22 protein-coding genes are annotated in these 24,958 nt (G+C 57.6%); 14 read left to right on the plus strand and 8 right to left on the minus strand.

Annotated features, from left to right (window positions below):
• Nucleotides 1-94: 94 nt before the first annotated feature.
• Genes WG938_RS08595 through WG938_RS08605 form a run of 3 tightly spaced genes read left to right on the plus strand, consistent with a single transcriptional unit; the run spans nt 95 to nt 3,659 of the window.
• The gene (locus tag WG938_RS08595; protein WP_339979732.1) at nt 95-2,212 is read left to right on the plus strand and encodes an alpha/beta hydrolase-fold protein; all 2,118 of its coding nucleotides are present in this window, start codon (nt 95-97) and stop codon (nt 2,210-2,212) included.
• The gene (locus WG938_RS08600) at nt 2,209-2,724 is read left to right on the plus strand and encodes a DUF732 domain-containing protein (protein WP_339979733.1); all 516 of its coding nucleotides are present in this window, start codon (nt 2,209-2,211) and stop codon (nt 2,722-2,724) included. Before WG938_RS08595 ends, WG938_RS08600 begins: the two co-directional genes overlap by 4 nt.
• A gap of 5 nt (nt 2,725-2,729) precedes the next feature.
• Nucleotides 2,730-3,659: a cutinase family protein gene (locus tag WG938_RS08605; protein WP_339979734.1), complete on the plus strand. Its 930-nt coding sequence runs from the start codon at nt 2,730-2,732 to the stop codon at nt 3,657-3,659.
• Between the two features lie 117 nt (nt 3,660-3,776).
• Here WG938_RS08605 and WG938_RS08610 read toward each other — a convergent pair whose 3' ends face one another.
• From WG938_RS08610 to trmB, 6 genes are all read right to left on the minus strand, one after another.
• A complete protein-coding gene (locus WG938_RS08610) occupies nt 3,777-4,268 on the minus strand; it encodes a TM2 domain-containing protein (protein ID WP_339979735.1) in 492 nt (163 codons plus the stop codon).
• A 129-nt stretch (nt 4,269-4,397) separates the two neighbouring features.
• Nucleotides 4,398-5,918 carry a peptide MFS transporter gene (locus WG938_RS08615; protein WP_339979737.1) on the minus strand — a complete coding sequence of 507 codons (1,521 nt, stop codon included), beginning with the start codon at nt 5,916-5,918 and terminating at the stop codon, nt 4,398-4,400.
• 145 nt (nt 5,919-6,063) lie between these two features.
• Complete coding sequence (locus WG938_RS08620) at nt 6,064-6,441, minus strand: DUF3054 domain-containing protein (RefSeq protein WP_339979739.1); 378 nt, start codon at nt 6,439-6,441, stop codon at nt 6,064-6,066.
• The gene (locus tag WG938_RS08625; protein WP_339979741.1) at nt 6,438-7,514 is read right to left on the minus strand and encodes a lysylphosphatidylglycerol synthase transmembrane domain-containing protein; all 1,077 of its coding nucleotides are present in this window, start codon (nt 7,512-7,514) and stop codon (nt 6,438-6,440) included. Before WG938_RS08625 ends, WG938_RS08620 begins: the two co-directional genes overlap by 4 nt.
• A gap of 24 nt (nt 7,515-7,538) precedes the next feature.
• Nucleotides 7,539-8,195 carry an NYN domain-containing protein gene (locus WG938_RS08630; protein WP_339979742.1) on the minus strand — a complete coding sequence of 219 codons (657 nt, stop codon included), beginning with the start codon at nt 8,193-8,195 and terminating at the stop codon, nt 7,539-7,541.
• Nucleotides 8,195-8,920, minus strand: coding sequence for a tRNA (guanosine(46)-N7)-methyltransferase TrmB (gene trmB, locus WG938_RS08635; RefSeq protein WP_339980043.1), 726 nt, complete (start codon nt 8,918-8,920; stop codon nt 8,195-8,197). Before trmB ends, WG938_RS08630 begins: the two co-directional genes overlap by 1 nt.
• Nucleotides 8,921-9,128: 208 nt before the next feature.
• On the opposite strand from trmB, the gene WG938_RS08640 reads away from it, so the two are divergent.
• From WG938_RS08640 to WG938_RS08675, 8 genes are all read left to right on the plus strand, one after another.
• Nucleotides 9,129-9,755 (plus strand): hypothetical protein, encoded by a 627-nt coding sequence (locus tag WG938_RS08640; RefSeq protein WP_339979743.1) that lies wholly within the window; start codon nt 9,129-9,131, stop codon nt 9,753-9,755.
• Nucleotides 9,749-10,798, plus strand: a complete 1,050-nt coding sequence (locus tag WG938_RS08645) for a hypothetical protein (RefSeq protein ID WP_339979745.1) — start codon at nt 9,749-9,751, stop codon at nt 10,796-10,798. The genes WG938_RS08640 and WG938_RS08645 overlap by 7 nt, the downstream gene beginning before the upstream one ends.
• Before the next feature lie 33 nt (nt 10,799-10,831).
• Nucleotides 10,832-11,413: a DUF6802 family protein gene (locus WG938_RS08650; protein ID WP_339979747.1), complete on the plus strand. Its 582-nt coding sequence runs from the start codon at nt 10,832-10,834 to the stop codon at nt 11,411-11,413.
• A gap of 307 nt (nt 11,414-11,720) precedes the next feature.
• Nucleotides 11,721-13,556 carry a phosphoenolpyruvate carboxykinase (GTP) gene (locus WG938_RS08655; protein WP_339979749.1) on the plus strand — a complete coding sequence of 612 codons (1,836 nt, stop codon included), beginning with the start codon at nt 11,721-11,723 and terminating at the stop codon, nt 13,554-13,556.
• 176 nt (nt 13,557-13,732) lie between these two features.
• Nucleotides 13,733-14,170 (plus strand): RrF2 family transcriptional regulator, encoded by a 438-nt coding sequence (locus WG938_RS08660; RefSeq protein WP_339979751.1) that lies wholly within the window; start codon nt 13,733-13,735, stop codon nt 14,168-14,170.
• 134 nt (nt 14,171-14,304) lie between these two features.
• Nucleotides 14,305-15,507, plus strand: coding sequence for an FAD-binding oxidoreductase (locus WG938_RS08665; protein ID WP_339979753.1), 1,203 nt, complete (start codon nt 14,305-14,307; stop codon nt 15,505-15,507).
• Between the two features lie 73 nt (nt 15,508-15,580).
• The gene (locus tag WG938_RS08670) at nt 15,581-16,012 is read left to right on the plus strand and encodes a carboxymuconolactone decarboxylase family protein (protein WP_339979755.1); all 432 of its coding nucleotides are present in this window, start codon (nt 15,581-15,583) and stop codon (nt 16,010-16,012) included.
• A 225-nt stretch (nt 16,013-16,237) separates the two neighbouring features.
• Nucleotides 16,238-17,713 carry a YeeE/YedE thiosulfate transporter family protein gene (locus WG938_RS08675; RefSeq protein ID WP_339979757.1) on the plus strand — a complete coding sequence of 492 codons (1,476 nt, stop codon included), beginning with the start codon at nt 16,238-16,240 and terminating at the stop codon, nt 17,711-17,713.
• Nucleotides 17,714-17,745: 32 nt separating this feature from the next.
• Here the strand turns inward: WG938_RS08675 and WG938_RS08680 are convergent, their stop codons facing one another.
• The gene (locus tag WG938_RS08680; protein ID WP_339979758.1) at nt 17,746-19,407 is read right to left on the minus strand and encodes a protein adenylyltransferase SelO; all 1,662 of its coding nucleotides are present in this window, start codon (nt 19,405-19,407) and stop codon (nt 17,746-17,748) included.
• A 70-nt stretch (nt 19,408-19,477) separates the two neighbouring features.
• On the opposite strand from WG938_RS08680, the gene WG938_RS08685 reads away from it, so the two are divergent.
• The 3 genes from WG938_RS08685 to WG938_RS08695 are packed head-to-tail and all read left to right on the plus strand — an operon-like array spanning nt 19,478 to nt 22,401.
• The gene (locus WG938_RS08685; RefSeq protein WP_339979760.1) at nt 19,478-20,350 is read left to right on the plus strand and encodes a hypothetical protein; all 873 of its coding nucleotides are present in this window, start codon (nt 19,478-19,480) and stop codon (nt 20,348-20,350) included.
• Between the two features lie 35 nt (nt 20,351-20,385).
• The gene (locus tag WG938_RS08690) at nt 20,386-20,586 is read left to right on the plus strand and encodes a hypothetical protein (protein ID WP_339979762.1); all 201 of its coding nucleotides are present in this window, start codon (nt 20,386-20,388) and stop codon (nt 20,584-20,586) included.
• Between the two features lie 3 nt (nt 20,587-20,589).
• Nucleotides 20,590-22,401 (plus strand): radical SAM protein, encoded by a 1,812-nt coding sequence (locus tag WG938_RS08695; RefSeq protein ID WP_339979763.1) that lies wholly within the window; start codon nt 20,590-20,592, stop codon nt 22,399-22,401.
• A 225-nt stretch (nt 22,402-22,626) separates the two neighbouring features.
• Here WG938_RS08695 and WG938_RS08700 read toward each other — a convergent pair whose 3' ends face one another.
• Nucleotides 22,627-24,939: a 3-hydroxyacyl-CoA dehydrogenase NAD-binding domain-containing protein gene (locus WG938_RS08700; protein WP_339980044.1), complete on the minus strand. Its 2,313-nt coding sequence runs from the start codon at nt 24,937-24,939 to the stop codon at nt 22,627-22,629.
• Between the last annotated feature and the right edge of the window lie 19 nt (nt 24,940-24,958).

Here is a 24,958-nt window from a genome sequence, read left to right on the forward strand (position 1 = left end):
CGAAGGACGGCCCCACATCACCACACCCGATGTGCTGGATGGGCTGCGCGCGTTAGACGAATCGTGACAAAAGGATTGAAGGGGAAGCCCTCACATGCGAGTTACCGCACACTCCCTCCGTGGACGTACGCCACGGGCGCTCACCGCTATTTTGGCTGTACCAGTTTCGCTGGCGCTGCTTGCACCGGCAGCGCAGGCTGTCCCAGCAATCCCTGATTCTGCATCTCAGACGATTCAGGCGCAGGACGCTACGAAGCAGGATGCACCGGCCACGCAGGCTCCGGGACAGGATGCACCTGCATCGTCGAATCCAGCTGGCGACGCATTAGACGCACTCGGCCGGGCAGCTGCTGCCAACGGTGTTACTCCAGAGGAGTTGCAGAACCCGGAGGCGCTGAAGCAGCGCTCCGCTCTGTTTATGCCGCAGCCACTTCCTGGGCCACCACGGGCGCCGTTCCGTGTTGATAACCAGCAGCTCGATGGCCTGCCATCTGGTGTCAGCGTGGAAAAGGTGGAGTGGTTCACCGAGCGTCACGTCATGCTGCACATCAACTCGGCAGCTATGCCTGATAAGCCAATGCAGGTTGAGCTGTTGCTGCCACGCGACTGGTACCGCGATAAGGAACGTACGTTCCCAAGTGTTTACCACCTCGATGGCATGAACTCGTTTGACGATTACTCCGGTTGGACCCGCGCAACTAACATCCAGCGCTTTTACGAGGACAAGAACGTTCTCGTCGTTCTTCCGGCAGGCGGCAAGTCGTCGTTCTACGCTGACTGGGACCAGCCAGACAATGGCACTCACTACATGTGGGAAAGCTTTATTACCAAGGAACTCGTCCCAGTCATTACCAAGGGCTGGCGCGGCAACAATGACCGTGGCATCTACGGCATTTCCATGGGTGGCACCGGAGCGATGAACATTGCTGCGCATACTCCTGACATGTGGAAGTTCGTGGGTAGCCTGTCGGGTTACTTGGATACGTCGTCGCCAGGTATGCCAGAGGCGATGGCCGCAGCGATGAAGAACACCGGTGGCTTCGATGCAACGAAGATGTGGGGTCCACTCGGCAGCAAGCGGTGGAAGGAAAATGATCCGAAGCTGAACATCGAGAAGTACAAGGGTATGGCCCTGTACATCTCGGCGGGTAACGGCAACACCGGCGAATGGGATCGTCCATCGCAGGTTGACCCGAAGATTCCAGATAACCCAACCGGTTACGCCCTGGAGCTGCTGTCTCGACTAACGTCCGAGACTTTCCTTCGCGATGCCGAAAAGGCAGGCGTTGACGCTACCGTCAACTTCCGCGAGTCGGGAACGCACACCTGGCCATACTGGCAGTTTGAAGTGAGCCAGGCGTGGCCAGTGCTCGCTGACTCCCTGCAGCTGTCCGAGCAGGATCGTGGCGCAACCTGCCACGTTGGTGGGGCAATCGAGCAGCTCGTTGCGTCCTTCAACGGCATTGGCACCTGCCTGTCCGATGAATACGACACCACAAATGGTGGCCGCGTCCAGGACTTCACCGGCGGTCGCGCATACTGGCACCCAAATACTGACGCACACGTCGTGTGGGGACGCATTGGTTCCCGCTACGCAGAACTCGATGGCCCAGCATCGCCACTTGGTTTCCCAGTGAGCAACGAAATGCAGACCCCAGACGGCAAGGGTCGCTTCAACCACTTCGAGCACGGCTCCATCTACTGGACCCCAGAAACCGGCGCACACGTTGTCTACGGCGACATCATGAACGCATGGGGCGAATCCGGATGGGAAACCGGCCCACTTGGTTACCCAACCGCTGAGCGCGTCGAAGTTCCAGGTGGCTGGTCGCAGGACTTCCAGAACGGTACTGTCATCAAGCTTGGCGACGAGCCAGCCCGAGTCGTCAACGGCGCAATCGGTGCAGCATACGCTGCTGCAGGTGGTGCCAAGTCGACCCTCGGCTTGCCGACTTCCGGCGAGATCAAGCTCAACCGTGGCGCATTCCAGCGTTTCGAGCACGGCTCCATTTACTGGTCGCCAGAGACGGGTGCACATGCAGTGCCTAACGGCGACATGATGGACTTCTGGGGCGAAAAGGGCTGGGAGAACGGCGAGTACGGCTTCCCAGTTGGACCGCAGCAGAACGTCCGAGCCGGTGGCCTGGAGCAGGAATTTGAAGGTGGCTGGATTCGCCAGCTGAACGGCAAGATTGTTGAGGAGCGCCGATGAATCGCACGTCCTTAACCTCTATGAAGAAGCTTCTGAAGCCGGCGATCGTCGTCACGTGTGCGACACCAGCGCTGTTGCTCGCAGCGTGTGGTGATGCGACCGTGGAGTCGTCGGATGTGACGACGTCTGCGACAGCAGAGAAGCCGGCGACCGCATCGGAGAAGGCGACTGAACAGTCAACGGCGAAGACTACTAAGCCGAAGGACGCGAACGACATCACTGATGACGCAGCCGAGCGCGTTGATGAAGAGCCAGCCGGCACCATGCCATTGAGCAAGGACGATGAGGGCTACTTGGATGCGCTCATTGACCAGGGCATTGATGTCGCTGGCGCCGAAGATCAGTTGATCGCAGCGGGTCGCGCACAGTGCGACGAGATGGTCACCGATGAAGAAGTTGGTGTGCTTGCCGACGCCGTCGCAGGCCAAATGATCGCCCAAGGTCGCACTGATGCGAAGGCCGAGAATGTGGCGAAGGCAATTGCAGATGCGGCGAAGAAGGCGTACTGCTAGCCAGTATGCGAAAAACGCTTACACTCCTCGCGGTTATCGTGCTGGTGGTAGCCATCGGCTTTGGCATTGGCCAATGGTTGATGAACCCCCAGCCGGGACCCGACAATGGACCTGGCCCTGATGGTGGTGCCGGACTGCTATCTGAGCAGCCAGAATGGTGCCCAGCGATTGAACTCATCGCTGTGCCAGCCACAGGCGAATCCCGTGTCGATGATGACCCGACGAATCCGACTGCAAGCCCAATCGCGTTGTTGTTGAGCGTCACTCGTGCCATGCAGACTGATTACTCTACCGAGGATGTCAAGGTCTGGACGACGCCGTACCCGGCAGAAATCCAGTCGATTCAGGCACCACATCTGAAGACATATGACGAGTCGCAGGCGATTGGTCGCGATGCAATCAAGGCCGAAATGTCGGCGACGCATGCTGACTGCCCACTGACTGACTATGTGTTGATCGGCTACTCGCAGGGTGCTTCCATCGCTGGTGATATCGCTTCCGAGGTTGGCAACGGAAATGGCCCGGTGCCTGCGGAGCGCGTCGCGGGGGTGGCATTGGTGGGCGATCCACGCCGGTCACCGGACCAGGGCATGAATCCAGGCGTGGAACTCGGTGGTGTTGGGATCGAGGTGGCACTTGCTCCGATGAACATGCTGGTGCAAAACGTAACGCCTGGCGCGACCATGCGCGGACCACGTCCAGGTTTCGGGGCGCTGAATGATCGGGTACAGAACATTTGCGCGCCGGGCGATTCTTTCTGCGACGTTCCGCCGGCCATTCCAGACGCGATCGCACGTGCCGGCGAAATGATGGCGATGGCAGGCGCTCACACGAGTTACGGCTTCAGCCAGACCATCATCCCGGGTACGACACCGGTTGCTTGGATTGATGGTTGGGTGCGCGGTCTTATCGACGCTTCGATGGCCCGGCAATAGGACTGAAAGTATGAGATGTAAAAAGCGCTATGCAACTTCCTTGCGGAGTAGTGCATAGCGCTTTTGCCAGTTTGAGTGTGGGAACCTTGTGTCCCAGAGGCAATGGGGCTTGACAGTCTAAGACTGCAGCAAGCGCCCCTGACCGTCGTAGGCGTACTGCCCCGATCCCATCAGGATGAGAATGAACTCAACGAAAATCCAGATGCCAAGTGGAACAAGGATGAAGAAACCGATAAAAATGAATGCTGTTGCGAGGCCGATCAAGTAAAGAACCAGCTGGGTAACCGCAACGTTGGTCTTGCCCAAGTAGAAGTTGTGGACACCAAAACCGCCAAGGAAAAACGCGAGGAGTGCCGCAACAATCTTGGATTTGTCCGACATCATCGGTCCACCTGGCATGCCTGGGGCACCGTAAGCATTCATTGGAGCCATTGCGCCATACGGCTGTTGAGCGCCATATGGCTGACCGTATGGTTGCTGTGCTGCACCGTATGGCTGGCCGTAGCCCTGCTGAGGCTGTGCATATGGCTGGCCGTAGCCGCCAGCGCCGGCGTTGTTTATTGGCAGGCCATTCTTGTCGTACTGCTGGCCATTAAATGGGTCAGTCATCCCGGACGGCGCTCACTTTCAAGTGCGAAGAAATCAGAGAAATAAATGCACGTTAAATATTAGCGTGCGAAAGTAATTCTGACTAACGCGACCGTCGTGAAGCGCCACCTAAGACCCACTAAGCACCTACTACCGAACACCCTCAAACTTGCGGATGATCCACTTACGCATGACAACCAGCAGAATGCCCAGAACGATGGATGCGATTCCCAAGACGAGGAAGAAGTTCGTTTCGGCAGCTGCATCTTCTGGGTGGTAGTAACCAGCGAGCGAACCAGCCAGCGAGGTACCCATTGCGACGGCCATCATCCAGACAGCGAACATACGAGTTGGGAATGCCTCGGGGGCGAGTTTCGTCGCAAGGGAGTTGCCAACAGGGGAGAGCAGAAGTTCACCCATGGTGAAGAGGAACAAGATCCATACGATGGCGATCAGCGGGGTCGAGTTTGCCGCACCGCCTGCGAATGGCAGGAAGAAGAACAGCGAGATACCAATGATGACGTTCGCGACACCGAACTTCACTGGGGTCGACCACTGGCGAGTACCGAGCTTCGTCCACATTGCAGCGAAAATGCCGGAGAAGATAATGATGAAGATTGGGTTGAACGACTGAATCCACGTTGGGGAAAGTTCGAAGCCGAAGAAGTTACGATTCAGGCGCTCGTCTGCGTAGATTGCGAGCACGGTGAACTGCTGCTGGAAGATGCCGAAGAAGAGGACACCAGCTACGAACATTGGGATGAAGCCGATGAGGCGGTGCTTTTCTGGGGCGGTCGTCAGCGGGCTCAGGTACATCTGCAGCCACAAGCCAACTGCAGCGATACCAGCGAGAATGGTGACAGCGTTGGAGAGATGTTCTGCAGGCAGCAGGCCAGTTGCAATGATTGCCACGACAGCTGCGATCACCACAACAGCGCCGACGGCGAACATCAGGTACTGCTTCTTTGGCAGTGGATTCGGTACGTCATGACCAGCTGCGCCGATGGTGGTCTTGCGCATCAGGATGTACTGAATCAGACCAATCGCCATACCAATAGCGGCGAGACCGAAGCCCCAGTGGAAGCCCTTCCAACCCCAGACCCAACCAGTGAGCAGCGGCCCAAAGAGACCACCGATGTTAACGCCCATGTAGAAGATGGAGAAGCCGGCATCACGACGAGGATCGTCACGCGAGTACAACTGTCCCAACACGACGGATGCCGTGGTTTTCAAACCACCGGAACCCAGCGCCACACAAACAAGACCTACGGCGAGGCCGGTCACGCCAGGGAGGAAAGCGAGTGACAAGTGGCCAATCATGATGAGGATGGCCGAGTAGAACAGGGTCTTTTCAGAACCGAGGAGGCGGTCGGCGATCCATGCGCCGACGAGTGCCGCCATGTAGACGAGGCCACCGTAGGCGCCGACGATGGAGGTTGCCATGTCTTTGCCCATGCCCAGGCCACCATCGGTAACTGAGTGGTACATGTAGTAGACCAGGATGCCCTGCATGCCGTAGAAGCTGAAGCGCTCCCACATCTCCACACCGAAGAGGTTGGCCAGACCCCATGGTTGGCCAAAGAAGGTGCGTTCGGTGTGCTCAGCGAGCTCATGACTTGAGCTATGCGCTGTAGCGTTATGCGATTGTGTCGCAGAAGGTTGATCTGTCATGAGCTCCAGTATTCGCCGTTAAACTCTGTTTCACCAAAATTTCGCCAGAATTTCTGGCCCAAATAACAAAAACCCATTCCCGCCACGGGAATGGGATGCGAATCGAGCATTCTCACCTGCGCATGTGTGCGCGCAGGATGGAACTTTACGACGTCTTCTTCTTGCCAACAATCCGCGCAATAAAGCGCCAACCCATGAGCAAAATACCGGAAGCAATGGTTGCGACCATGACAAAGGACCAGTGTGGCATCTGCCCGTTGCGGAGCCACCAGATACCAAGACCAACTGCGACCGTGGCAATCCAGACCAGGATTCCACCGGTGCCGAGGTCTTCTGCCTCACTCTTCGTCGCAACGCAGAGCCCCAAGCCGACCAACGCGCCGATGAGGAACGGCCAGTACGTGTCGAGAATATTAGGAATGGTGAATGGATCGAGCGGGCTGTTGTGAGCCAGTCGCGCCAAAATAGCGAAAATGAGGACGGCGATGGCGTCGGCAATAACCGTGGTCGTGCGGAGCTTCATGAGCCCAGGTTACCGCTTTTGTTTGGTGCACTGGCATCGCAGGGAGTGTCACCGGTTGTCGGCTTATCGCCGGTGTATCCGATGAGGTAAATAATCCAGCCGATGATGGCTACCAAGATGAAGGACACGATGCGGTAGAGAAGCACTGCTGCGAAAGCATCGACACCTGTCATGCCGGCGGCCACCAACGTACCGGTCAGCAGAGCTTCGACGGGGCCAACGCCACCTGGTGTCGCCTGAATGAATCCGGCGACCTTGCCGGATACGAAGGCCAACAACACGGCGGCCATGGAAATACCTTCGATGCCGACGGCGCGGATCGCTGCGTAGAGGCAAATGACGTCGGTCAGCCAGTTGGTCAGTGACCACAGGAAAGCCAGTCCCATGCGGGTCGGTCCAAGCTGGACGGAAGTGAGCTGACGAATGGTGTCGCGGACCGCGGTTTCATCGCGGTCAAGTGGACTGCGTCGAACCTTGTTGACCAGGTGCAGACCACCGATCGCGATCCGCTCAATGAGAATGGTGTTCCGCGAGAACCACCACAGCAGCGCTGTCGCCGCGAGCACCGCCACGCCCGCCATCACCAGCATCCCGGGAGCTGGCCGCTGGCCAATAAAGAACACGCTGCCAATAGCCAAAGCTACGAGGCCAAGGAAAGCAAGAGCGCCGGACATCAGCACGTACCAGCTGACAATGACTGGCGATGCGCCCCACTTCAATTGCCGTCTGACCTGCAACGCAGTGGAAAACGCCACGCCTCCAGGAACAGACACCGACCATGAATTCGCGACAAATGTTAGGGCGTTAGTAGCACGTCTTGTGACTTTGACGTTGGCAGCGCGGAATAACAGCCACATGACCTCGGCCATGGCGAACATCGACACGAGTACCGCTGCGATGGCGATGAGGGTCCAGCCGGTATCGGCGTCGCGAAGCGTCGTGAGACCATCGGTGACCATGCCCTGGTTCTGCAGGGTCAACCACGCAGCAATGGCGACGATGATGCCAGTTAGTGCCCAGCGCACCCATCCGGCGCGGGCCAGATGGGATACAACTCGTTTGGTGCGCTCCATAGCTTCCTAGAATGCCCTCGATTTCTAGCGTTCGCGCATCAGCGCGGACAGTGGGCGGAATGGCTGCAGCCATGCGCCTTCGTCTGGCAGGGTGTCGAGGTCGATGCGAGGCAGCGGTTCGCGGAACACTCCTTCGATGTCTTCCAGGTCCACGAACGTGATGAGTTCTGACGCCAGTGCCCACGACGCATGTTCGTGGAATCCGATGACGGTGACAGGAATGCCGTCGTTAGCTAGTTCCTCAAGCGTGTCCTGGAAATTCTGGCCATCCGCAGATGCGACAACAACGCTGTGGAGTACACCTTCGTTGTAGCGACGCCGGATATGCGCGAGCATGTCCGGATCGACATCGGTATCCTCTTCCAGCTTCGGCTTCGCAAACACTGCGAAACCAACATTACGCAGCGCCTCAACCCATGGGCGCACAATTTCCGCCGACCCTGGCGACACATTGGTAAACACGGTCGCTTCAGGGGTGATGCGCATGTCGGACTCTTCCGACAGCGCCATGGACTTTTCGACGAGCCAGCGGCCGACTGCGTCGAAGCGTGGACGATGCGCTGCGGTTGGGCGGGAGCCGAGGATTGCGCCGAGGCCCATGTCCAGGTTCGGTGCGTCCCACACCAACAACATGGTGGGCGTGGTTTCAGCAACAGCCGAGTAGGTGTGTGTCACGGTCATTATTCGTCACCTTCTGCCACTGGCATGTCGCGCTTGCGCCACACGAACTCGTGGATTGCATGTTCGAGGTTCAGTCCACGACGCTCAAACTTGGTGGTCGGGCGGTCAAGCAACATTGGCGATTCTGGCCACGGCCAGGGCATTGGTTCCAGCGCTGGTTCGACGGTACGGAGCTCTTCGATCCATTCGGCGTAGCCCGCATGGTCGGTTGCCGCATGGAAGACTCCACCTGGCTTCAACCGCGAGGCGATCAGACGCATCGTGCCGGACTGCAGGATTCGACGCTTGTGGTGACGAGCCTTTGGCCAAGGATCTGGGAAGAATAGGCGCACGCCATCTAGAGATTCTGGGGCAATCATGCGTTGAAGGACCTCAACGCCGTCGCCACGCACCATGCGGATGTTGGTGACACCTTCACGGGTGGCAGCGGAAAGCAGCTTCGCCAAACCTGGCTTGTACAGCTCGACTGCGATGATGTTGTGGTCAGCTTCCTTCGGAGCCATGGCGACCGTCGAGGTGCCGGTGCCGCAACCGATTTCAACGATGGTGGGGCCGGAGCGACCGAACCATTCTTCAACATTGATGATGTCGTCGGAAAGTACGGTGCCGTATTGATCCCAGTTCTCGTCCCAGATTGCAGACTGGTTCGGGGTCAAGGTGCCGCGACGAAAGCTGACGCCACCGATGCGTGGGTACTCGAGTCCATCATCGAACTCCGTCTGCATCGGACGGCCATAAGGTAAAGAGCCTTTTTCAGGAAAATCAGGGTTATTCACATTCTCTATTGTTCATGACGGCGAGAAAGGGTCAAGAAGTAGGTATCCCATAACTTGCCGAGCCATAACCCTCATGCCAAGCTGAGCGCGTACACGCGTGGTGCGTCACAGTGCTGCGCGACGGGGGATTAGTGGGGATTTCCGGGGGGATACCACCATGAATCACGAGTCTGTGGGCTCTTTGTATACGTCGGAAGACGTATGGAACGCCACTGTTGACTGGTTAGCAAGGATGGATGTCGAGGAGCCAGCTGCGGTAGCTGTGGCTGCTGTACTAGAGGAGCTATCCGGGCCACCACGAATTGACGTGTGGGGTCGCGTTGGTGCGGGGGCGGGAGTCGTCGCGAAGTACTTGCAGCAGGTTGCACTTAATAACGTGAGTGCCGCCTCGACGTGGCAGTGGCAAGACAGTGAGGGTGTGGCTGGTGCGCTTTCCACCATCAACGGTGAAGCCGGGCAGTTGACGTGGGTTGATGCGCGGGTTCGGGTTACGCGGGATACACAGCCGGTTCAGCAGGCACCAGGGGTGCAGCAGACACCAGCGGCCCAGGTGGCTTCGGCGCGGGAGTTGTGGGTTCATCCTGAAGAGTGTGCCGATGGCGAACGTGCTGCTGAGTTAATCACACAGCTGGAGGAGATTGTGTCGGCACCGGGTGCTCGTGATGCGCTGCTCACCGAGGCGTTAGAGCACATCGCGGTGTCCTTTGCTTCACGACGAGACGACATCGAGGCACTACTCGCTTCCCGGGAGGCTGCAGAGTCAGGAGGTGCCCGACCATGGTGATGGTCACTCGTACTGGCCCTGCTGCGTCGTGGGCAGACTACTCGGCGATGGCGGAAGTCATGGACGATGAGGGCGTTCCGTTGGTGGAGCTGGTGTCGTCTCGCTGCGCAGTAGTCCTCATCGTTGTCGATGGCACAGTGCCGCCTGTTCGTTCAGAACTCGATCTGGTGTCGGCTGTTTCGGGCGCGACCGGGCGCTGCGCGGTGGGACTCGCGGGCTCGGTGACACCGGGGGACAGTAGTTGGCTTGCGTGGCGACGAGCCGTGGATCCATCCATACCTGTTGGGGCACTCGATGCGGCGATGGTGCGAACACTCGTGTTGCTGGGTGAGGGCCCGTCGCATCCGCTGTCGCCGACTCCGTTGGAGAAGCGGCGTGACCTACTGCGCAAGCAGCTGGCGGGGGAGCAGGAATTTCGGGAAGCTCAGTTGTCTGAGCAACCCGAAAGGCCAACAGCAAGCGATGACTCGCACCATCTTGCCGAAGCAATGGATCAACTGAGTGCCTCGATTACTGCCTTGGGGGACGCGAAAACACTGTCTCCAAGAATGTTGGCTACTGCGACTAAACGTACGGGCGACCGGCTGGCGGAGCGCCTCGGACTTGCCGAACCCCTGCCGTGCCCTACGCCAAAACAGCTGGCGAAGCCGTCTTATGGCATGGAGATCGCGGCCGGCGTCCTCGCTTTCGGTGCGTCGATGGGGGTCGGCCGCATGATTGTCGAACCACTCGAGCTCCTTGGGATCGGCTCCGCCGTGGCACATGGAGCGGCCGTTGTCGTTGGTGTCCTTCTTGCGGCGGTGGTGGCGGTAGGCGGAGGGCGTCGTAAAGCTCAGCACCGAAAGATGGCATGGGCGGCGCAACATGTGGCCACCGTCCGCAAGCAATGGACGCGACATATTGCTGTCTGCCGACGCTCCGAGACCACCAACTCATCGACCGGCATGGCCCACAGCCAGGTGGGACACGGAAGCGGGCACGCTCGCTCTCCGGGGTGGCGGGAACGAGCCTTGACGATGGCTCTGGAATCAAACGGTAACTAGCCCGACAGTGAAGAAAAACGGCAGGACAACAGCATGGACATGATGAACTTCGATCCGGACTTCAACGCGAACATGAATAGCCTCGGCGATGCTGGCGGTACCGACTCACTCGAATTGGCATGTGGCTTATCCGATGCACGCCCTCTCGCGCCGGGCGAAGTGGGAGAGGGCATGGTTGTCTCGATTGGTGGTCAGCTCTTCGACTTGGGAGCTTCCTCTGCTGATCTTGACATGAATATCGGCACGGAAATTGGTGCCGATCTTGAGGATCCACCTGCCGACAGCCCAGAGTCGGCGACTGTTCGGAATGAACATCGGGTTCACAGCACAGGTAGTGGCGCCGCCGATTCGGTCACGCTTGCCGACGATCGCGGATTGAGCATCTACGCCGATACCAACGGAGATGGCACGGTTGACCATGTGACCACTGTGCTCTTTGACGGTCGATGGGAAACGTGGTCGCAGGAGCAGGTATCGGAATCGCTGCCCGGAGATGGACAAGAATCTGCAAATCGGACTGTGAATGTTTGTGAAGATAGCGAATTCGATGGCGCAAATACCCCCAATTGGGCGACCTGTGAATGGGAACGAGAGGAGTCTGGCAGGTGGGTGTGAGGTAAAACACAGGGCGTGACAGGTTTCTTTTATCGTGGGATAAATATCACATTAAAAAACGAGGCTAAGTGCTGTGTTTGGGTGGTGTAGGTGAGTGGGAAAGACCGTCGTAAAGCACGAAATTAGTGCGTAAACGCCTAGTAAACTTACGAAAATCGACCTACGTGAATGTGATTTGGGTGCTGCATTGGTTTCTTTGCCCATAAAAAGGCCAGGTGCGGGGCGGGTGTGACACAGAGTGGGGGCGATATTCGCAATACCCCGGTAGCCTGATTAGGAGACGCGAAACGACGAGTCAGGAGAACAGATGTCGGATATTTCCATCCCGGGCCTCGAAGGTCAGGCCCCAACTGAAAACGCCGAACTGCTGCGCTGGATTGCAGAAGTTGTCGAGCTGACGACCCCAGAGAAGGTCGTATTCTGCGACGGCTCTCAGGAAGAATGGGACCGTCTTTCGAGTGACTTGGTGGAAAAGGGCACTTTCATCAAGCTGAACGAGGAGAAGCGTCCAAACTCCTTCCTCGCTCGCTCGAACCCTTCTGACGTTGCGCGTGTGGAGTCCCGTACCTTCATCGCTTCCGAGAAGGAAGAGGATGCTGGCCCAACCAACAACTGGGCAGATCCAAAGGAGCTCAAGGCAGAGATGCTTGAGCACTACCGCGGTTCCATGAAGGGCCGCACCATGTTCGTTGTTCCATTCTGCATGGGCCCTATTACTGACCCAGAGCCAAAGCTCGGTGTTCAGCTGACTGACTCTGAGTACGTTGTTCTTTCCATGCGCATCATGACCCGTATGGGCCAGGACGCATTGGACAAGATTGGCAAGGACGGCGACTTCGTCCACGCTCTCCACTCTGTGGGTGCGCCACTCGAAGAGGGCGAGGAAGACAGCACCTGGCCATGCAACGACACCAAGTACATTTCCCAGTTCCCTGAGACCAAGGAAATCTGGTCGTACGGTTCGGGCTACGGCGGAAACGCCATCCTGGCTAAGAAGTGCTACGCACTGCGTATCGCATCTGTCATGGCTAAGGAAGAGGGCTGGATGGCTGAGCACATGCTCATCCTGAAGCTGACCTCGCCAGAAGGTAAGTCCTACCACGTCTGTGCCGCATTCCCATCCGCATGTGGCAAGACCAACCTCGCAATGCTCACCCCAACCATCGAAGGCTGGACCGCAGAGGTTGTTGGCGATGACATTGCATGGCTGAAGTTCGGCGAAGATGGACGTCTGTACGCAGTGAACCCAGAGAACGGCTTCTTCGGCGTTGCTCCGGGCACCAACTACGACTCCAACCCGAACGCAATGAAGACGATGGAGCCAGGTAACACCATCTTCACCAACGTCGCGCTGACCGACGATGGCGATGTCTGGTGGGAGGGTATGGAGAACAAGCCTGACCACGCAATCGACTGGAAGGGCAACGAGTGGACCCCAGACTCTGACGAGCTGTCGAGCCACCCTAACTCCCGTTACTGCACCCCAATCTCGCAGTGCCCAGTTGCAGCTCCTGAGTACGACGACTGGAAGGGTGTCCCAGTTGACGCCATCCTGTTCGGTGGCCGTCGCCCAGACACTGTTCCACTGGTAACCGAGGCTCTGAGCTGGAACCACGCAACCTTTATCGGTGCAACCTTGGCTTCCGGTCAGACCGCTGCGTCCGCTGAAGCTAAGGTTGGCTCCCTCCGCCACGACCCAATGGCAATGTTGCCATTCATCGGCTACAACGTCGGTGACTACCTGCAGCACTGGGTTGACATGGGCAAGAAGGGTGGCGACAAGATGCCAGCCGTCTTCCTGGTCAACTGGTTCCGCCGTGGCGAAGATGGTCGCTTCCTGTGGCCAGGCTTCGGTGACAACTCCCGCGTTCTGAAGTGGATCGTCGACCGTATCGAGGGTCGCGTTGACGCTAAGGAAACCGTTGTCGGTAACACCGCTCGCGCTGAGGATCTGGACCTGACCGGCCTGGATACCCCACTTGAGGATGTTAAGGAAGCTCTGAAGGCTCCTGCAGCTAAGTGGCAGGGTGACCTGGCTGACAACGAGGCATGGCTGAAGTCCCTCGGCGACCGCGTTCCACAGGAAGTGTGGGACGAGTTCGAAGCATTGAAGGCTCGCGTCAAGGCAGCAGAGTCCAAGTAAGGGTCTCTCTGACGCCGTCTAAAAGGCGCCCGGCACCACACACGGTGTCGGGTGCCTTTTTATGTATCTACCTGCAGCGGAGTAGGCTGGAATTACCGTGTCTGGTTTGCTCACCCTGCAGGGAAGCCGAAGTGAGTGCTGCAGATGCGAGGAAAGCACAGGGAAGGAGAGTCAGCGTGCAATTGACGGTTTTCTCCGATCTGGGGCTTCGTATCATCATGCGAATGGCAGTTGCCGAGCCAGGTCGCAAGTTCACCGCGGCCGATGTTGCTGACGAGCTGAACGCATCGAGGGCGCACGTCTCTAAAGTTGTGACAAGGCTTGCTGAGCTGGGATTTGTCACTGCCTTGAAGGGGCGCTATGGCGGCATTTACTTCGCTGAAGGCGCAGAAAAGAAGTCTGTCGGGCATCTTCTGCGGATCTTGGAAGCAGGCGAAATTGTTGACTGCGTCGGCACAGCATGTCCGCTCATAAATGGTTGCAAGCTTCGCGTTGCATTAGCGGGTGCGCAGGAGGCGTTTTTCTCCTACCTCGACCCAATTACTATCGAGCAGCTCACGCATACGCCGGTGTTGCGGGGGCACTTTTCGCTACCGATTACCCCAGTGGAATAAAAAGTCATATGCAAATGCAATGTCAGCTGCTACTATTAAATGCGAATATGAAAAGCGCATTAAGGAAAAGTGGCATGGCCAGTCCGTATGTGTCCTCCTGTGCGCAACCTCAACCCTGAAAGCGAGTACATCGCATGGCTGACATCGTCGTTAAGAAGTCTGTATTGACATCTGAACAGGAAGACATCATCCGGCAGACCCTGCCGGTTGTTGGCGAGAATATCGGTGAGATCGCGGCGAATTTCTACAAGCGAATGTTCGCTGCACATCCTGATCTGCTGGCACACACGTTCAATCGTGGCAACCAGAAGCAGGGTGCACAGCAGAAGGCGCTGGCAGCGTCGGTTGCAACGTTTGCTGCGACATTGATTGACCCTGAAGCGCCAGCACCAATTGAGCTGCTTCGTCGCATCGGCCACAAGCACATCTCCGTGGGCATTGTGGAGGAGCAGTACGCGATCGTGCACAAGCACTTGTTCGATGCGATCGAGGAAATCCTGACGCCTGACGTTTTCCAGGGCGCAATCCGTGAAGCATGGGACTCCGTTTACTTGGCAATGCAGCAGGTCCTCGTCGATTTCGAAAAGGAAGCCTACGCCGAACGTGGTGTCAAGGATGGCGACGTTTTCCGTGCTGCAAAGGTGGTCAAGCGCGAGGATCTGAGCAACGATGTCGTCCGTTTCACCGTTCAGCTTGACGACGGCCAAACCCCGGCATTTCTTCCTGGCCAGTATATTTCGGTTCGTCAGACGATGTCGGATGGCGCGGGTCAGTTGCGTCAATACTCGCTGGTCAATGCATCAGGCGCTAGCGAAGGTCTGACGTTCGCGGTGCGTCGCGTGGATGCATCGGCAGAGCTTCCTGCTGGTGAGGTATCGACTCAGCTCGTCGAGAAGGTGCAGGAAGGCGATGCAATTGAGGTCTCCCTGCCTGCTGGCGATCTAATTTTGGATCTGGACTCTTCTGATCCGGTCGTGTTGGTTTCTGCTGGTATTGGCGCGACCCCAATGGTCGGCATGTTGTCTGCTCTGGTTGCGCAAGGTTCCACGAGAAACATCGTTGTTTTGCATGCTGACCGCAGCGAAGCTGCAGATGTTCTGAGTGCAGACCGTGCAGAGTGCGTCGCCAAGCTAGAGAATGCGACGGAACGTACCTGGTATGAGCCTGAGTTCATGAATCTTGAGGATGTGGATATCCCTGCGGATGCCGAGATCTACATCTGTGGTGGCAATGGGTTCTTGCAGGCTGTTCGTGAGCAGCTGGTGGACAAGGGAATTGAGCGCGAGCGAGTGCACTTTGAGCTGTTCTCACCGAATGACTGGTTGCTTGACGCGTAAGCGGACGAAATTGGCGGGGCTATTGTGACGTGTGTGACTAGAAAAGTTTGATGGTCATGACATAATGGCCTCCATGACAAGCACGAATGAAAATGGCGCTGCTCAGGATGGTCGTTACGATGCTGGCATCCGAATTCGTCGAGAAGTAATGGGCGATGAATTTGTTGATGCCGCACTTAGTCGCAATGAAGGCACCGACGGTGAACAGCTGCAAAAGCACATCACGGAAACCGTGTGGGGCTCTGTGTGGACGCGTGACGGGCTCGGTAAGCGCGATCGCAGCCTGCTGAATATCGGCATGCTGGTTGCGCTTCGTGCAACCGAAGAGCTGCGTGGTCATGTGCGTGGCGGTCTTCGCAATGGGCTGACCCGTGAAGAAATCACGGAAGCGGTCATTCACACTGCGGGCTACTGTGGTGCGCCGGCTGCACTGTCCGCCATGAAGGTAGTGCAGGACGTTCTTGTCGCTGAACTTGGCGATCTCCCTGAGTCGGACGACGCCTAGTTTGTAGCTAGGGTAGCTCCGCCCTTCTTTCTTCGAGCACCGATCTGGTCAAGTAGACAGATCGGTGCTTTTTCTATGCCTGGATTCCAGCAGGTCGCGAGCCATAATCTTTGGAAACTAGACAATACGGGGTATTTCACGTAGTTTACTCGGGTGTAGATAGACAGGTCTGTTCACAATGGTGGCGGATCGTCGTAAAGCGTGAAAACAAAAAGGAGTTACCCCATGCTTGTTAGTGGTCTAGTGCTCGGAGCCGTGCTTGGCTTCGTTATGCAGCGAGGCAGGTTCTGCGTCACCGGATTCCTGCGCGATCTGTTTACCCAGCGCAGTACTCGCGGTTTGATTGCGTTGCTGATTGTTATTTCAGTCCATGCGGTGGGACTCGCTGCGCTCACGACGGCGGGCGTGATTACTCCGGAGTATGACGAATTCGCGCCAGTTGCGGTGATTATCGGCGGATTTGTCTTTGGCCTGGGCATCGTGCTCGCCGGCGGTTGCGCCTCTGGTACGTGGTACCGGTCGGGCGAAGGGCTCGTAGGTTCGTGGATCGCCCTGTTTATGTACGGACTATCCGCAGCGGCCATGAAGTACGGCGTGCTGGAAGGCGCGGCATCCGCACTAAAGTCGCAAACCGTGCCACTAACCACGCTGCCAGCGACGTTCGGCACCAGCGCCTGGCCTTTTGCCGTCGCTTTGACAGCATTGACCGCGTGGCTCGCTGTGCGTCAGCTGCGTCGCGAGTTCTCCGGCCCAAAGCCAGCTGTATTGAAGGCGAAGAAGACCGGCCTTGCGCACCTTCTTTCAGAAAAGCCATGGCACGTGTACGCAACCGCTGCCATTGTGGGCACGTTGGGAGTTATCGCTTGGCCTTTATCGGCTGCTACCGGGCGTAACGACGGCCTCGGCATCACCACACCATCCGCCAACCTGACCAGCGTCATCGTTACTGGTAATCCAGAGCGTTTCGACTGGGGTGTGCTGCTCGTCGTAGGCATTCTGGTTGGTTCATTCATCGCAGCGAAGGCTTCGGGCGAGTTTCGAGTGCGCGTGCCGGATGCGACTCAGTCGGGTCGTTCCGTAGTGGGCGGCATCTTCATGGGCGTTGGCGCTGCGTTGGCTGGTGGCTGCACCGTTGGTAATGGCATGGTTCAGACCTCGCTGTTTAGCTACCAGGGTTGGGTCGCACTGGCAGCGATCACTGTTGGTGTCGGTGTTGCTGCGAAGCTGTGGCTGAAGCCAGCAAGCGCACAAGCCGATGGTGGCTCGGTGGCACAGAAGAGTGTTGCTCCACGCTCTCCAAGGGCTCCACATACTGCCGAGTCGATCACGGCCGTACCGGCCACTGACGTGGAAGACCCAGCTCCAGTCTCTTTCGCAGGTACCTCGAGTACCCCGTCGTTCGCCACTGCTCCGGTCGGGTTGCTGGAGCGTCCGGTCGTCGCAAAGCCAGCTGGTTTGCAGGAGCTGGGCAACGGTCGGTGGGGTATGGACTCGCTCGGCGCGGTGTGCCCGTTCCCTCTCATTGAGGCGAAGGATGCGATTAAGCGGATCGATGTGGGTGATGAGTTGGTCATTACGTTTGACTGCACCCAGGCAACTGATGCTATTCCTCGTTGGGCTGCGCAGGATGGCCACGAGATCACGGAGTTCGAGCAGACTGACGACGCTGGCTGGATCATTACGGTCAAGCGCGGGCAGTAACGCGAGGAAGAAAAGACAGGGCGACTATGTCCCTATGTCCCGCAATATGACGTGAAATCGCCAAGCTCAGGTGGTGGCCCTTGAATGAATGCGGAATATTGTGGAGCGGGATCTTCATATGGCCTGGTCACTGCATCATAGAGAGCAAAGAATTGCTTCAGCTCACATGTGACTGGGCTTTCTGTCTCGTTGTTTCCTGCCTCGGCATCGTCTGACAGAGCCCCCGCAACCTCATTACTGGCAGCTACGAGCGCTTCATTCACCACATGATTTCGAGGAATCACAATCGGGTTGTGGTGTGCCATTAACTCCTCGGACTCAGCATCGGTAATGCCGTGTGCCCGACGGTATTCGCGCCATGACCGCACCCACTCGGCGAACCCTTCCGGTAGACCAGCTGGATCACGCATCAACGTGACATGAGCATTCGTGTGATCTGGCTGATCTTCTGCGAGTAGGCCTTGCCATTGGCGGAGAAGTGCGACGGCGGAGTCGTCGTCAAGTGCAGTGGCAGGAAGGCCGATCTTTGGAAGCCAGTGTCGTGAAATGGCAGTGGAAAAGTAGTCGCCGAAAGAATTAATGATGGCTTGTGCCGCGTCGAGATCCATCAGCGGCAAAAGTGACTCGGCAAGGCGACCACAATTCCATCCCGCGATCGATGGCTGTGCGCCGAACGCATAGCGGCCACCCACATCCACACTGCTGAACACCGCCTGGATGTCGTGCGTATCCAAGAAAGCGCACGGTCCGAAGTCGATGGTTTCGCCGGAGATGGTGCAGTTGTCGGTGTTCATCACGCCGTGCACAAAACCCGTCGCCATCCATTGCGCGACCAGCTCGGCCTGCTGCTTTACGACGTACTCCAACAGCGCCTTCGCATTCTGGCTGGTCTCGGTCGTGCTGTTATCGGTCGGGTTGGAGTCGTGGATGCGGTGGCGATCCACGGTGTAGTCAAGCAGCCGTTCGAGAAGCGCAGTATCGGCCGTGCGGACGAGCTCAAACGTGCCTACGCGCACATGGCTACTGGCGACGCGCACGATGATGGCACCCGGCTGGATCGGATCAACTGCTGTTGGTGAATCGGTGGAGCCAGTTGCCTGGCCAGGAAACGCAGGGGTGAGATTGCGCTGGACCAGTTCGCCCGTGGATATGACCGCTAACGCGCGGGTGGTGGGGATACCAAGTGCGTACATGGCCTCGCTCATGAGGTACTCGCGGAGAGCTGCCATCACCGTGCATTTGCCGTCGCCACCTCGGGAAAAGACGTTCCGACCGGTGCCTTTGGCATGAATGTCATACGTCTGCTGGTGCTGTTCGTCGGAGTGATCCTGTTCCGTGGGGTTCAGGCGATCAGGAAAAGTAAGTCCCGCGGGCGCAATAACTTCGCCAAGCAATAGGGCCCGTCCGTCGCCAAGAACGGGCGAGTACTGCCCAAACTGGTGACCCGCATACGCCAGCGCCACTGGCTGCATGGTCGCCTCGGCCTGCCTGGTCGTATCAGCCTGCGGCGTGCCACGGCCAATTAAGAAAGAAATGCCCTCCTCGGAGCGAAGCCAGGTGGGGTCGAATCCGAGTTGGCGGGCGAGGTCGTCGTTAAGTGCAAGAACCGAAGGGCGGGGAACAGCATCACCGGTGGTGGGGACGGCGAGCTCCGGCAGCGCTGCGGCGATGGACATGGTGAGCGACGGCATCATGGTCGCAGTGTACGGCAGGCATGGGCCGGAAAAGTGGGCAAGACAAAATTCCATATCGTATTCTGCGGGTATGGGCAGTAGAGATGGCATTCGCGCGGTAATCGGGTTCCTGCGCTTCGTATTATGGGCGCTGATTGTCATTTCGTGCGTTGTCTTGTTCTTCGACCTCATGGAGTTCGAGGGATCGACGCGTAAGGAACGGCTGACATCGTTTGCCATCATCCTGTCCTTCATCATCGGCGCGTATCTTGTGCAGCGGCTGCTGAAAGCGATCACTCCGCGCAGGTCAGACATCACGTGGTCGGATGGCCATGTGGGAGTGGGCAAGGTGCAGTCGTACACGTACACCGGCAGCAAAAATGGCGGAATCCGCGTGTACAACATCGCGATGGATGTGCAGGGCGATGACGGAGTTCAATTCCAAGGGCAGTTACGGGCGCCGGTGGGCCGGAAGAAGCTGGCATTTCTTGATAGGAAGCCACTCGTCCCAGTGATGTATCGCGAAAGCCAGCCGGCCAAACTGATGCTTCCCGAGCGCAATTACCTCGGCCCCGCACAGCTCTTCTTCAACGAATTCTGCAGGCGACATGGGCTTATCGACGACGGCGCCTACAATGCAGACCTGCATGGCGTGCCCATCACAGCCGAGGTGCTGTCGATTGAAGAGCTTTATGACGCAGGAGGCGTGCCGGGTGCGCAAGGGCCGGGTGTGCAAGGTGCGCAAGGGGCGCGGGCGACGAACCAGTGGAATTCGAAGCGACTGTTCGACATCGCGCTGGCTTTGCATCGCCCCAATGGCACAGTGAAGAAGGTGCGCAAGCGTATGTGGCTTGATGATCTTGAATGTCAGCACGTCACAGCCGGTGCCACAGTGGATGTGAAAGTTCTGCCACATGATGAAAACTCGTTGATCATTAAGGTGCCACTCGAGGCAACGAAGTAACCTTGAGCCTGAATGGGATTCAAGCGAGGCGTGATATGACACATTCGTATTCTGATTGGCTCAGTAGCGAGCAACAGTCAGCGCAGCAGCCGGTAGCTTCGCCATTTTCCGAAACCTCAAGCTACAACGCTAGCTGGGCTTTTTACTTCAATCGCGTCGGCGTTGACGGCTACGACGGCTTTTCCGGCGGTGGCTCAAATAACAACAATAACAACAACAATAACAACAATGGTTGATGTATGGATAGCGATGTAGCGACGACACCGTCGTCACGTGCATGGATGCGCAAAACCCGGCTGCACCACAAGGCCATCAAGCTCACGTTCGTGCCGAACCAGTTCTGCAATCTCGGCTGCAAATATTGCTATCTTGGCGACCTGACAAATAACCGCGATGATTCCAGCGACGTGGTCTCGCAATTCCAGCAGATCGCTGCGCACCTTGAGCATCAGGGCACTCTCATCAATTCGCTGCTGCTACACGGTGCCGAAATCTCCATCCTTCCTGCTCCAGTTTTGCGCGAACTTTTCGCCGAGTACCACGCTTATCGACGACACTTCCGAGGCGAACTCAAAGCCCTCGGACGGGCAGGTGCGCCGATTCACATTAAGACAAATCTGTACAACTTCCATGTACTGCGCCCACTGTTTGAAGAGTTTGAGGTGTCTATTTCAGGCAGCTTTGACCTGCCATTTAGCCTGCACGAAGAACTCCGCGTGACCAAGGGCGGCAAATCCACCCTGCAGCGGACGCTCCAGAATGTGCAGCTGTTGGGGACATACCCACATCGGAAGCAGATCAGCTGTGTTGTGGGCAAAGAGCATCTTCGTCGCATTGACGAATTCATGGATGACCTGGAATGGCTCGACGCCAATGGCTTCGACATGGCGACGGATTTCTACATCATGTTCGCCTACGACAGCTCCAATTCGGAGTACATTTCGCAGCTCAGCCAAGACCAAATGGTCGAGTTCTACGAGCGTATGCTTGACCGCTTTGCAGGCACGAAGTTTGAGCGAGCCATCTACTACGAATGGTTCAAGGAATTTACCCACGATTACTGCACGAATCAGATCAACTGCGGGAGCAATAACTTCCTCGTTCAGAAAGACGGCGATGTTTACCCTTGTCACCGTGGACAAGCGGAACCAGATCTAAAGTTCGGCAATATCCTGAATCTGGGTTTCCCCGACATGGTCCGCAGCGGGGTGGATACGATTCGCGATTATGAGGCACGGAATCCGTCGTTAAGCGAGGACTGCCGAGTCTGCGAATACTTCTATTTGTGCTTCGCGGGCTGCCCGATTCAGCGGAACAACACGGCGGACAACAAGTCGTACACGTGCTCGCTGCAGAAGGCGCTGTATCGCGCGCAGCCCGAGCGTTTCCCGCCACGAACTGCAGAATCGCGGCAGCTTGTCGATGCGTTCATCCGCGAGAACCAGCCGCATATCTACGATGATCTGTCGGTGCCACGGCTGATGAGCCCCACGCCCGAAGTCCTCGACGAGAACAACGCGCTCAACGCGATCATCTCGCGCGACCCGAATCTGCAGGAGCTGTTCCGCCCCGGCGCTATCCGTCTAGTGGTCAATGGCGAGGCCCGGGACTTGTTCAGCAGCCATCTCTTTGGCCGAATGACAAATGTTTCGCTTCACGACGGCGATGCCGTGAAGGTGGTCGTCGACAAGTCATATTGGGACATCAATACTGGTGGGCCAGGGGTTGGTGGCCTAAATGCGCTGAAGGTGCAGCTGTTGCGCGACAACTTGGTGACGTACGGGGACGAACAACGCACCAAGATGGAACACGTTGCGACGGCCGATGTGTACTCGGCGCAGTTGCTTGAGCTGGAGGACTGCTATGTCTGGGATGCAGCGCCATTTTTGACTGCGAATCGGGCAGCTTTGCTTCCTGAGCTGGGAAATCTGCTTTCTATCACGACGTTGAAAGCACGCGAATACCACTACTCGAAGCATGCGAAGAATGCGTTTTATCACCTGGAGACTATCAACCTGCCGTTTCACGAGTTTAGGTTTGATGTGAGGTGAGACTTCGGCGTGTGGGACGTGAGGCGCTGGAGAGGTGTATCTCCTGCGAGCGATCGACAGTAGCGCGTGAGAATTGCCTCAGAAATGGCGAAAGCTGGTGAAGAATGTCTCTTCACCAGCCCACGGCCAAATAGCTCTTAGCCAAAAAGCTAAGTCACGCGGTTACACATTTAGCTTTCAACCAACGCTAAATCCTCAGCTAAGCACCAAATCGGCAACCACGCACTAGCCCTTCAACGACGCAGGTGGCGCGAAGCGCGCGCCGTACTTTGCCGCGAGCTCTTCCGCACGTTCAACGAAACCTGCCACGCCACGACGCTCAGGATGTGCAACCGCAGTGCGTACGCCTGCGAATTCAGTGCCCGGCGCACCGTGGCCAGCTTCAGCGCCAACGCTCGATGCCGACTGAACCGCGCTCGCGGAATCAATGACGGTGCCACCGTCGTAGTTCTTCACGAACTGGCGCGTGCCACCCGTCCACGCTGGGTAGCCAATACCGAAGATCGAGCCGATGTTGGCATCTGCATCGTGCAGTACAACGCCTTCGTCGATGCACTTCTGCGTCTCCACTGCCTCGATGAACAGCAGACGGTCAACGAGGTCTTGCATATTGACATCGTCGTTTGGAATTGGGGTGATGCCCAACTCGTCGCGAAGCTCAGCGCGCAGGCCACTCCAAAGGCCGGAGCGACGACCGTCGACATACTCGTAGAAGCCACGCTTTTCGAGCTTGCCGGGGCGGTCGAACTTGTCGATCATCATGTTCACAAGCTTTGCGACGCCACCGTCATCGATGACCTCGCCACGTTCACGCGCTGCGGTCTCGTTTTCTTCGGAGATCTTGCGCATGAGCTTGAGATTCAGTTCATCCGCTAGCTGCAGCTGCGCTGCGGGGTAGCCAGCCTGTCGGGCTGCGGACTCTACGACTGCTGGGTCGTAGCCCTCTGCAACCATGCGGATGGCCTCGTTGATGACGGTGCCGATGACTCGTGAGGTGTAGAAGCCTCGGGAGTCGGTGACCACAATCGGAATCTTGCGGATAGCTACTGCGAAGTCCAGCGACGCAGCAAGCACTGCTGGGTCAGTGTTGTCGCCGGTAATGATCTCGATGAGCTGCATCTTGTCCACTGGGGAGAAGAAGTGCAGGCCAATGAAGTCCTTTTCGCGCTTGACGTGCGATGCAAGCTCGGTGATTGGCAATGTCGACGTATTCGAACCGAGGATGCAGGTCTCTGGCACAGCTGCTTCGATTTCGGCGTGGACCTTGTGCTTCAGGTCCGTGTTCTCGAAGACGGCTTCGATGACGAGGTCGACATCGGACATGTCGTCGTAAGAATCGGTTGGGTGGATGCGGGCCAGCAGAGCCTCAGACTTCTCGGCGGTAGTGCGACCACGCTTTTGAGCCTTCTCCTCAAGGCCGACGGAGTAGGACTTGCCACGCTCGGCGTTTTCCATGGAGATGTCCTTCAGCACAACCTCCATGCCTGCCTTCGCGCAGACGTAGGCAATACCCGCGCCCATCATGCCGGCACCGACAACGGCAATCTTCTTGAACTCGGACTTCGGGTATGGGGTGCCATCTTCCTGCAGTGGGCGGGAGCCTCCACCGTTGCAGTGACCGAGGTCAAAGAAGAATGCCTGCATCATGTTCTTCGCCTGGGAGCCGCATACGAGCTCGGTGAAGTAACGAGATTCGATGCGCATTGCAGTATCGACATCGACCTGTGCGCCTTCGATAGCGGCCTGCATTGCCAAGCGAGGGGCCTTCATTGGCGAGCCCTTGAGCTGCTTGGTCAGGTTCGCTGGGAACGATGGCAGGTGCATTGCCAGCTTCGGCGAGTTAGGGTCGCCGCCTGGGATGCGGAAGCCCTTTTCGTCCCATGGCTGTGCTGCCTTCGCAGCATCGGAGGCCAGCCACGCGTGAGCCTTGTCGAGCAGCTCCTCCGGCGCGCACAGTTCGTCGACGATACCGACAGAATGCGCCTTCGCTGGTGCCATCTGTGCGCCAGGGAGGATCACATTCATCAGCGCATCCTGCAAGCCGAGCATGCGCACCACGCGCGTCACGCCGCCGCCACCTGGCAGTAGGCCAAGGGTGACTTCTGGCAGGCCGATCTTGGAGCCACGGGCATCAGCTGCGATGCGGTGGTTCGCTGCGAGTGCGACCTCTAGGCCACCACCGAGAGCTGCACCGTTGATGGCTGCAACGATCGGTACTGGCAGCTTTTCCAGGCGGCGCAGGGATTCCTTCATGTGCTCGACATTGTCGAACATTGCCTGGGCATCCTCTGGGCCAACCTTCAGCATTGCCTTCAAGTTGCCGCCAGCGAAGAAAGTCTTCTTCGCAGACGTCAGGATAATGCCCGTAATCGAGGTGTCAGAACCATCGCCGATCTCCGCTTCCAGGCGTTCCACCGTCGAGCGAATATCGGACTCGAACTGGTCGTTCATGGTGTTGACCGGTGCATTTGGGTCGTCCATGGTCAGCGTCACGACACCAGCGTCGTTCTGCTCCCACCGGAACATGTTGTCAGACATGGTTTCAGTCATTGTTTTC

It is taken from the genome of Corynebacterium sp. H113 (genome assembly GCF_037572315.1).
Classification (GTDB): domain Bacteria; phylum Actinomycetota; class Actinomycetes; order Mycobacteriales; family Mycobacteriaceae; genus Corynebacterium.

What these genes read in the sequence shown, in the direction of transcription:
- WG938_RS08595 (WP_339979732.1), top strand. Translation starts at nt 95, where the DNA reads ATGCGAGTTACCGCACACTCCCTCCGTGGACGTACGCCACGGGCGCTC.
- WG938_RS08600 (WP_339979733.1), top strand. Translation starts at nt 2,209, where the DNA reads ATGAATCGCACGTCCTTAACCTCTATGAAGAAGCTTCTGAAGCCGGCG.
- WG938_RS08605 (WP_339979734.1), top strand. Translation starts at nt 2,730, where the DNA reads ATGCGAAAAACGCTTACACTCCTCGCGGTTATCGTGCTGGTGGTAGCC.
- WG938_RS08610 (WP_339979735.1), bottom strand. Translation starts at nt 4,268, where the DNA reads ATGACTGACCCATTTAATGGCCAGCAGTACGACAAGAATGGCCTGCCA.
- WG938_RS08615 (WP_339979737.1), bottom strand. Translation starts at nt 5,918, where the DNA reads ATGACAGATCAACCTTCTGCGACACAATCGCATAACGCTACAGCGCAT.
- WG938_RS08620 (WP_339979739.1), bottom strand. Translation starts at nt 6,441, where the DNA reads ATGAAGCTCCGCACGACCACGGTTATTGCCGACGCCATCGCCGTCCTC.
- WG938_RS08625 (WP_339979741.1), bottom strand. Translation starts at nt 7,514, where the DNA reads ATGGAGCGCACCAAACGAGTTGTATCCCATCTGGCCCGCGCCGGATGG.
- WG938_RS08630 (WP_339979742.1), bottom strand. Translation starts at nt 8,195, where the DNA reads ATGACCGTGACACACACCTACTCGGCTGTTGCTGAAACCACGCCCACC.
- trmB (WP_339980043.1), bottom strand. Translation starts at nt 8,920, where the DNA reads ATGCAGACGGAGTTCGATGATGGACTCGAGTACCCACGCATCGGTGGC.
- WG938_RS08640 (WP_339979743.1), top strand. Translation starts at nt 9,129, where the DNA reads ATGAATCACGAGTCTGTGGGCTCTTTGTATACGTCGGAAGACGTATGG.
- WG938_RS08645 (WP_339979745.1), top strand. Translation starts at nt 9,749, where the DNA reads ATGGTGATGGTCACTCGTACTGGCCCTGCTGCGTCGTGGGCAGACTAC.
- WG938_RS08650 (WP_339979747.1), top strand. Translation starts at nt 10,832, where the DNA reads ATGGACATGATGAACTTCGATCCGGACTTCAACGCGAACATGAATAGC.
- WG938_RS08655 (WP_339979749.1), top strand. Translation starts at nt 11,721, where the DNA reads ATGTCGGATATTTCCATCCCGGGCCTCGAAGGTCAGGCCCCAACTGAA.
- WG938_RS08665 (WP_339979753.1), top strand. Translation starts at nt 14,305, where the DNA reads ATGGCTGACATCGTCGTTAAGAAGTCTGTATTGACATCTGAACAGGAA.
- WG938_RS08670 (WP_339979755.1), top strand. Translation starts at nt 15,581, where the DNA reads ATGACAAGCACGAATGAAAATGGCGCTGCTCAGGATGGTCGTTACGAT.
- WG938_RS08675 (WP_339979757.1), top strand. Translation starts at nt 16,238, where the DNA reads ATGCTTGTTAGTGGTCTAGTGCTCGGAGCCGTGCTTGGCTTCGTTATG.
- WG938_RS08680 (WP_339979758.1), bottom strand. Translation starts at nt 19,407, where the DNA reads ATGATGCCGTCGCTCACCATGTCCATCGCCGCAGCGCTGCCGGAGCTC.
- WG938_RS08685 (WP_339979760.1), top strand. Translation starts at nt 19,478, where the DNA reads ATGGGCAGTAGAGATGGCATTCGCGCGGTAATCGGGTTCCTGCGCTTC.
- WG938_RS08690 (WP_339979762.1), top strand. Translation starts at nt 20,386, where the DNA reads ATGACACATTCGTATTCTGATTGGCTCAGTAGCGAGCAACAGTCAGCG.
- WG938_RS08695 (WP_339979763.1), top strand. Translation starts at nt 20,590, where the DNA reads ATGGATAGCGATGTAGCGACGACACCGTCGTCACGTGCATGGATGCGC.
- WG938_RS08700 (WP_339980044.1), bottom strand. Translation starts at nt 24,939, where the DNA reads ATGTCTGACAACATGTTCCGGTGGGAGCAGAACGACGCTGGTGTCGTG.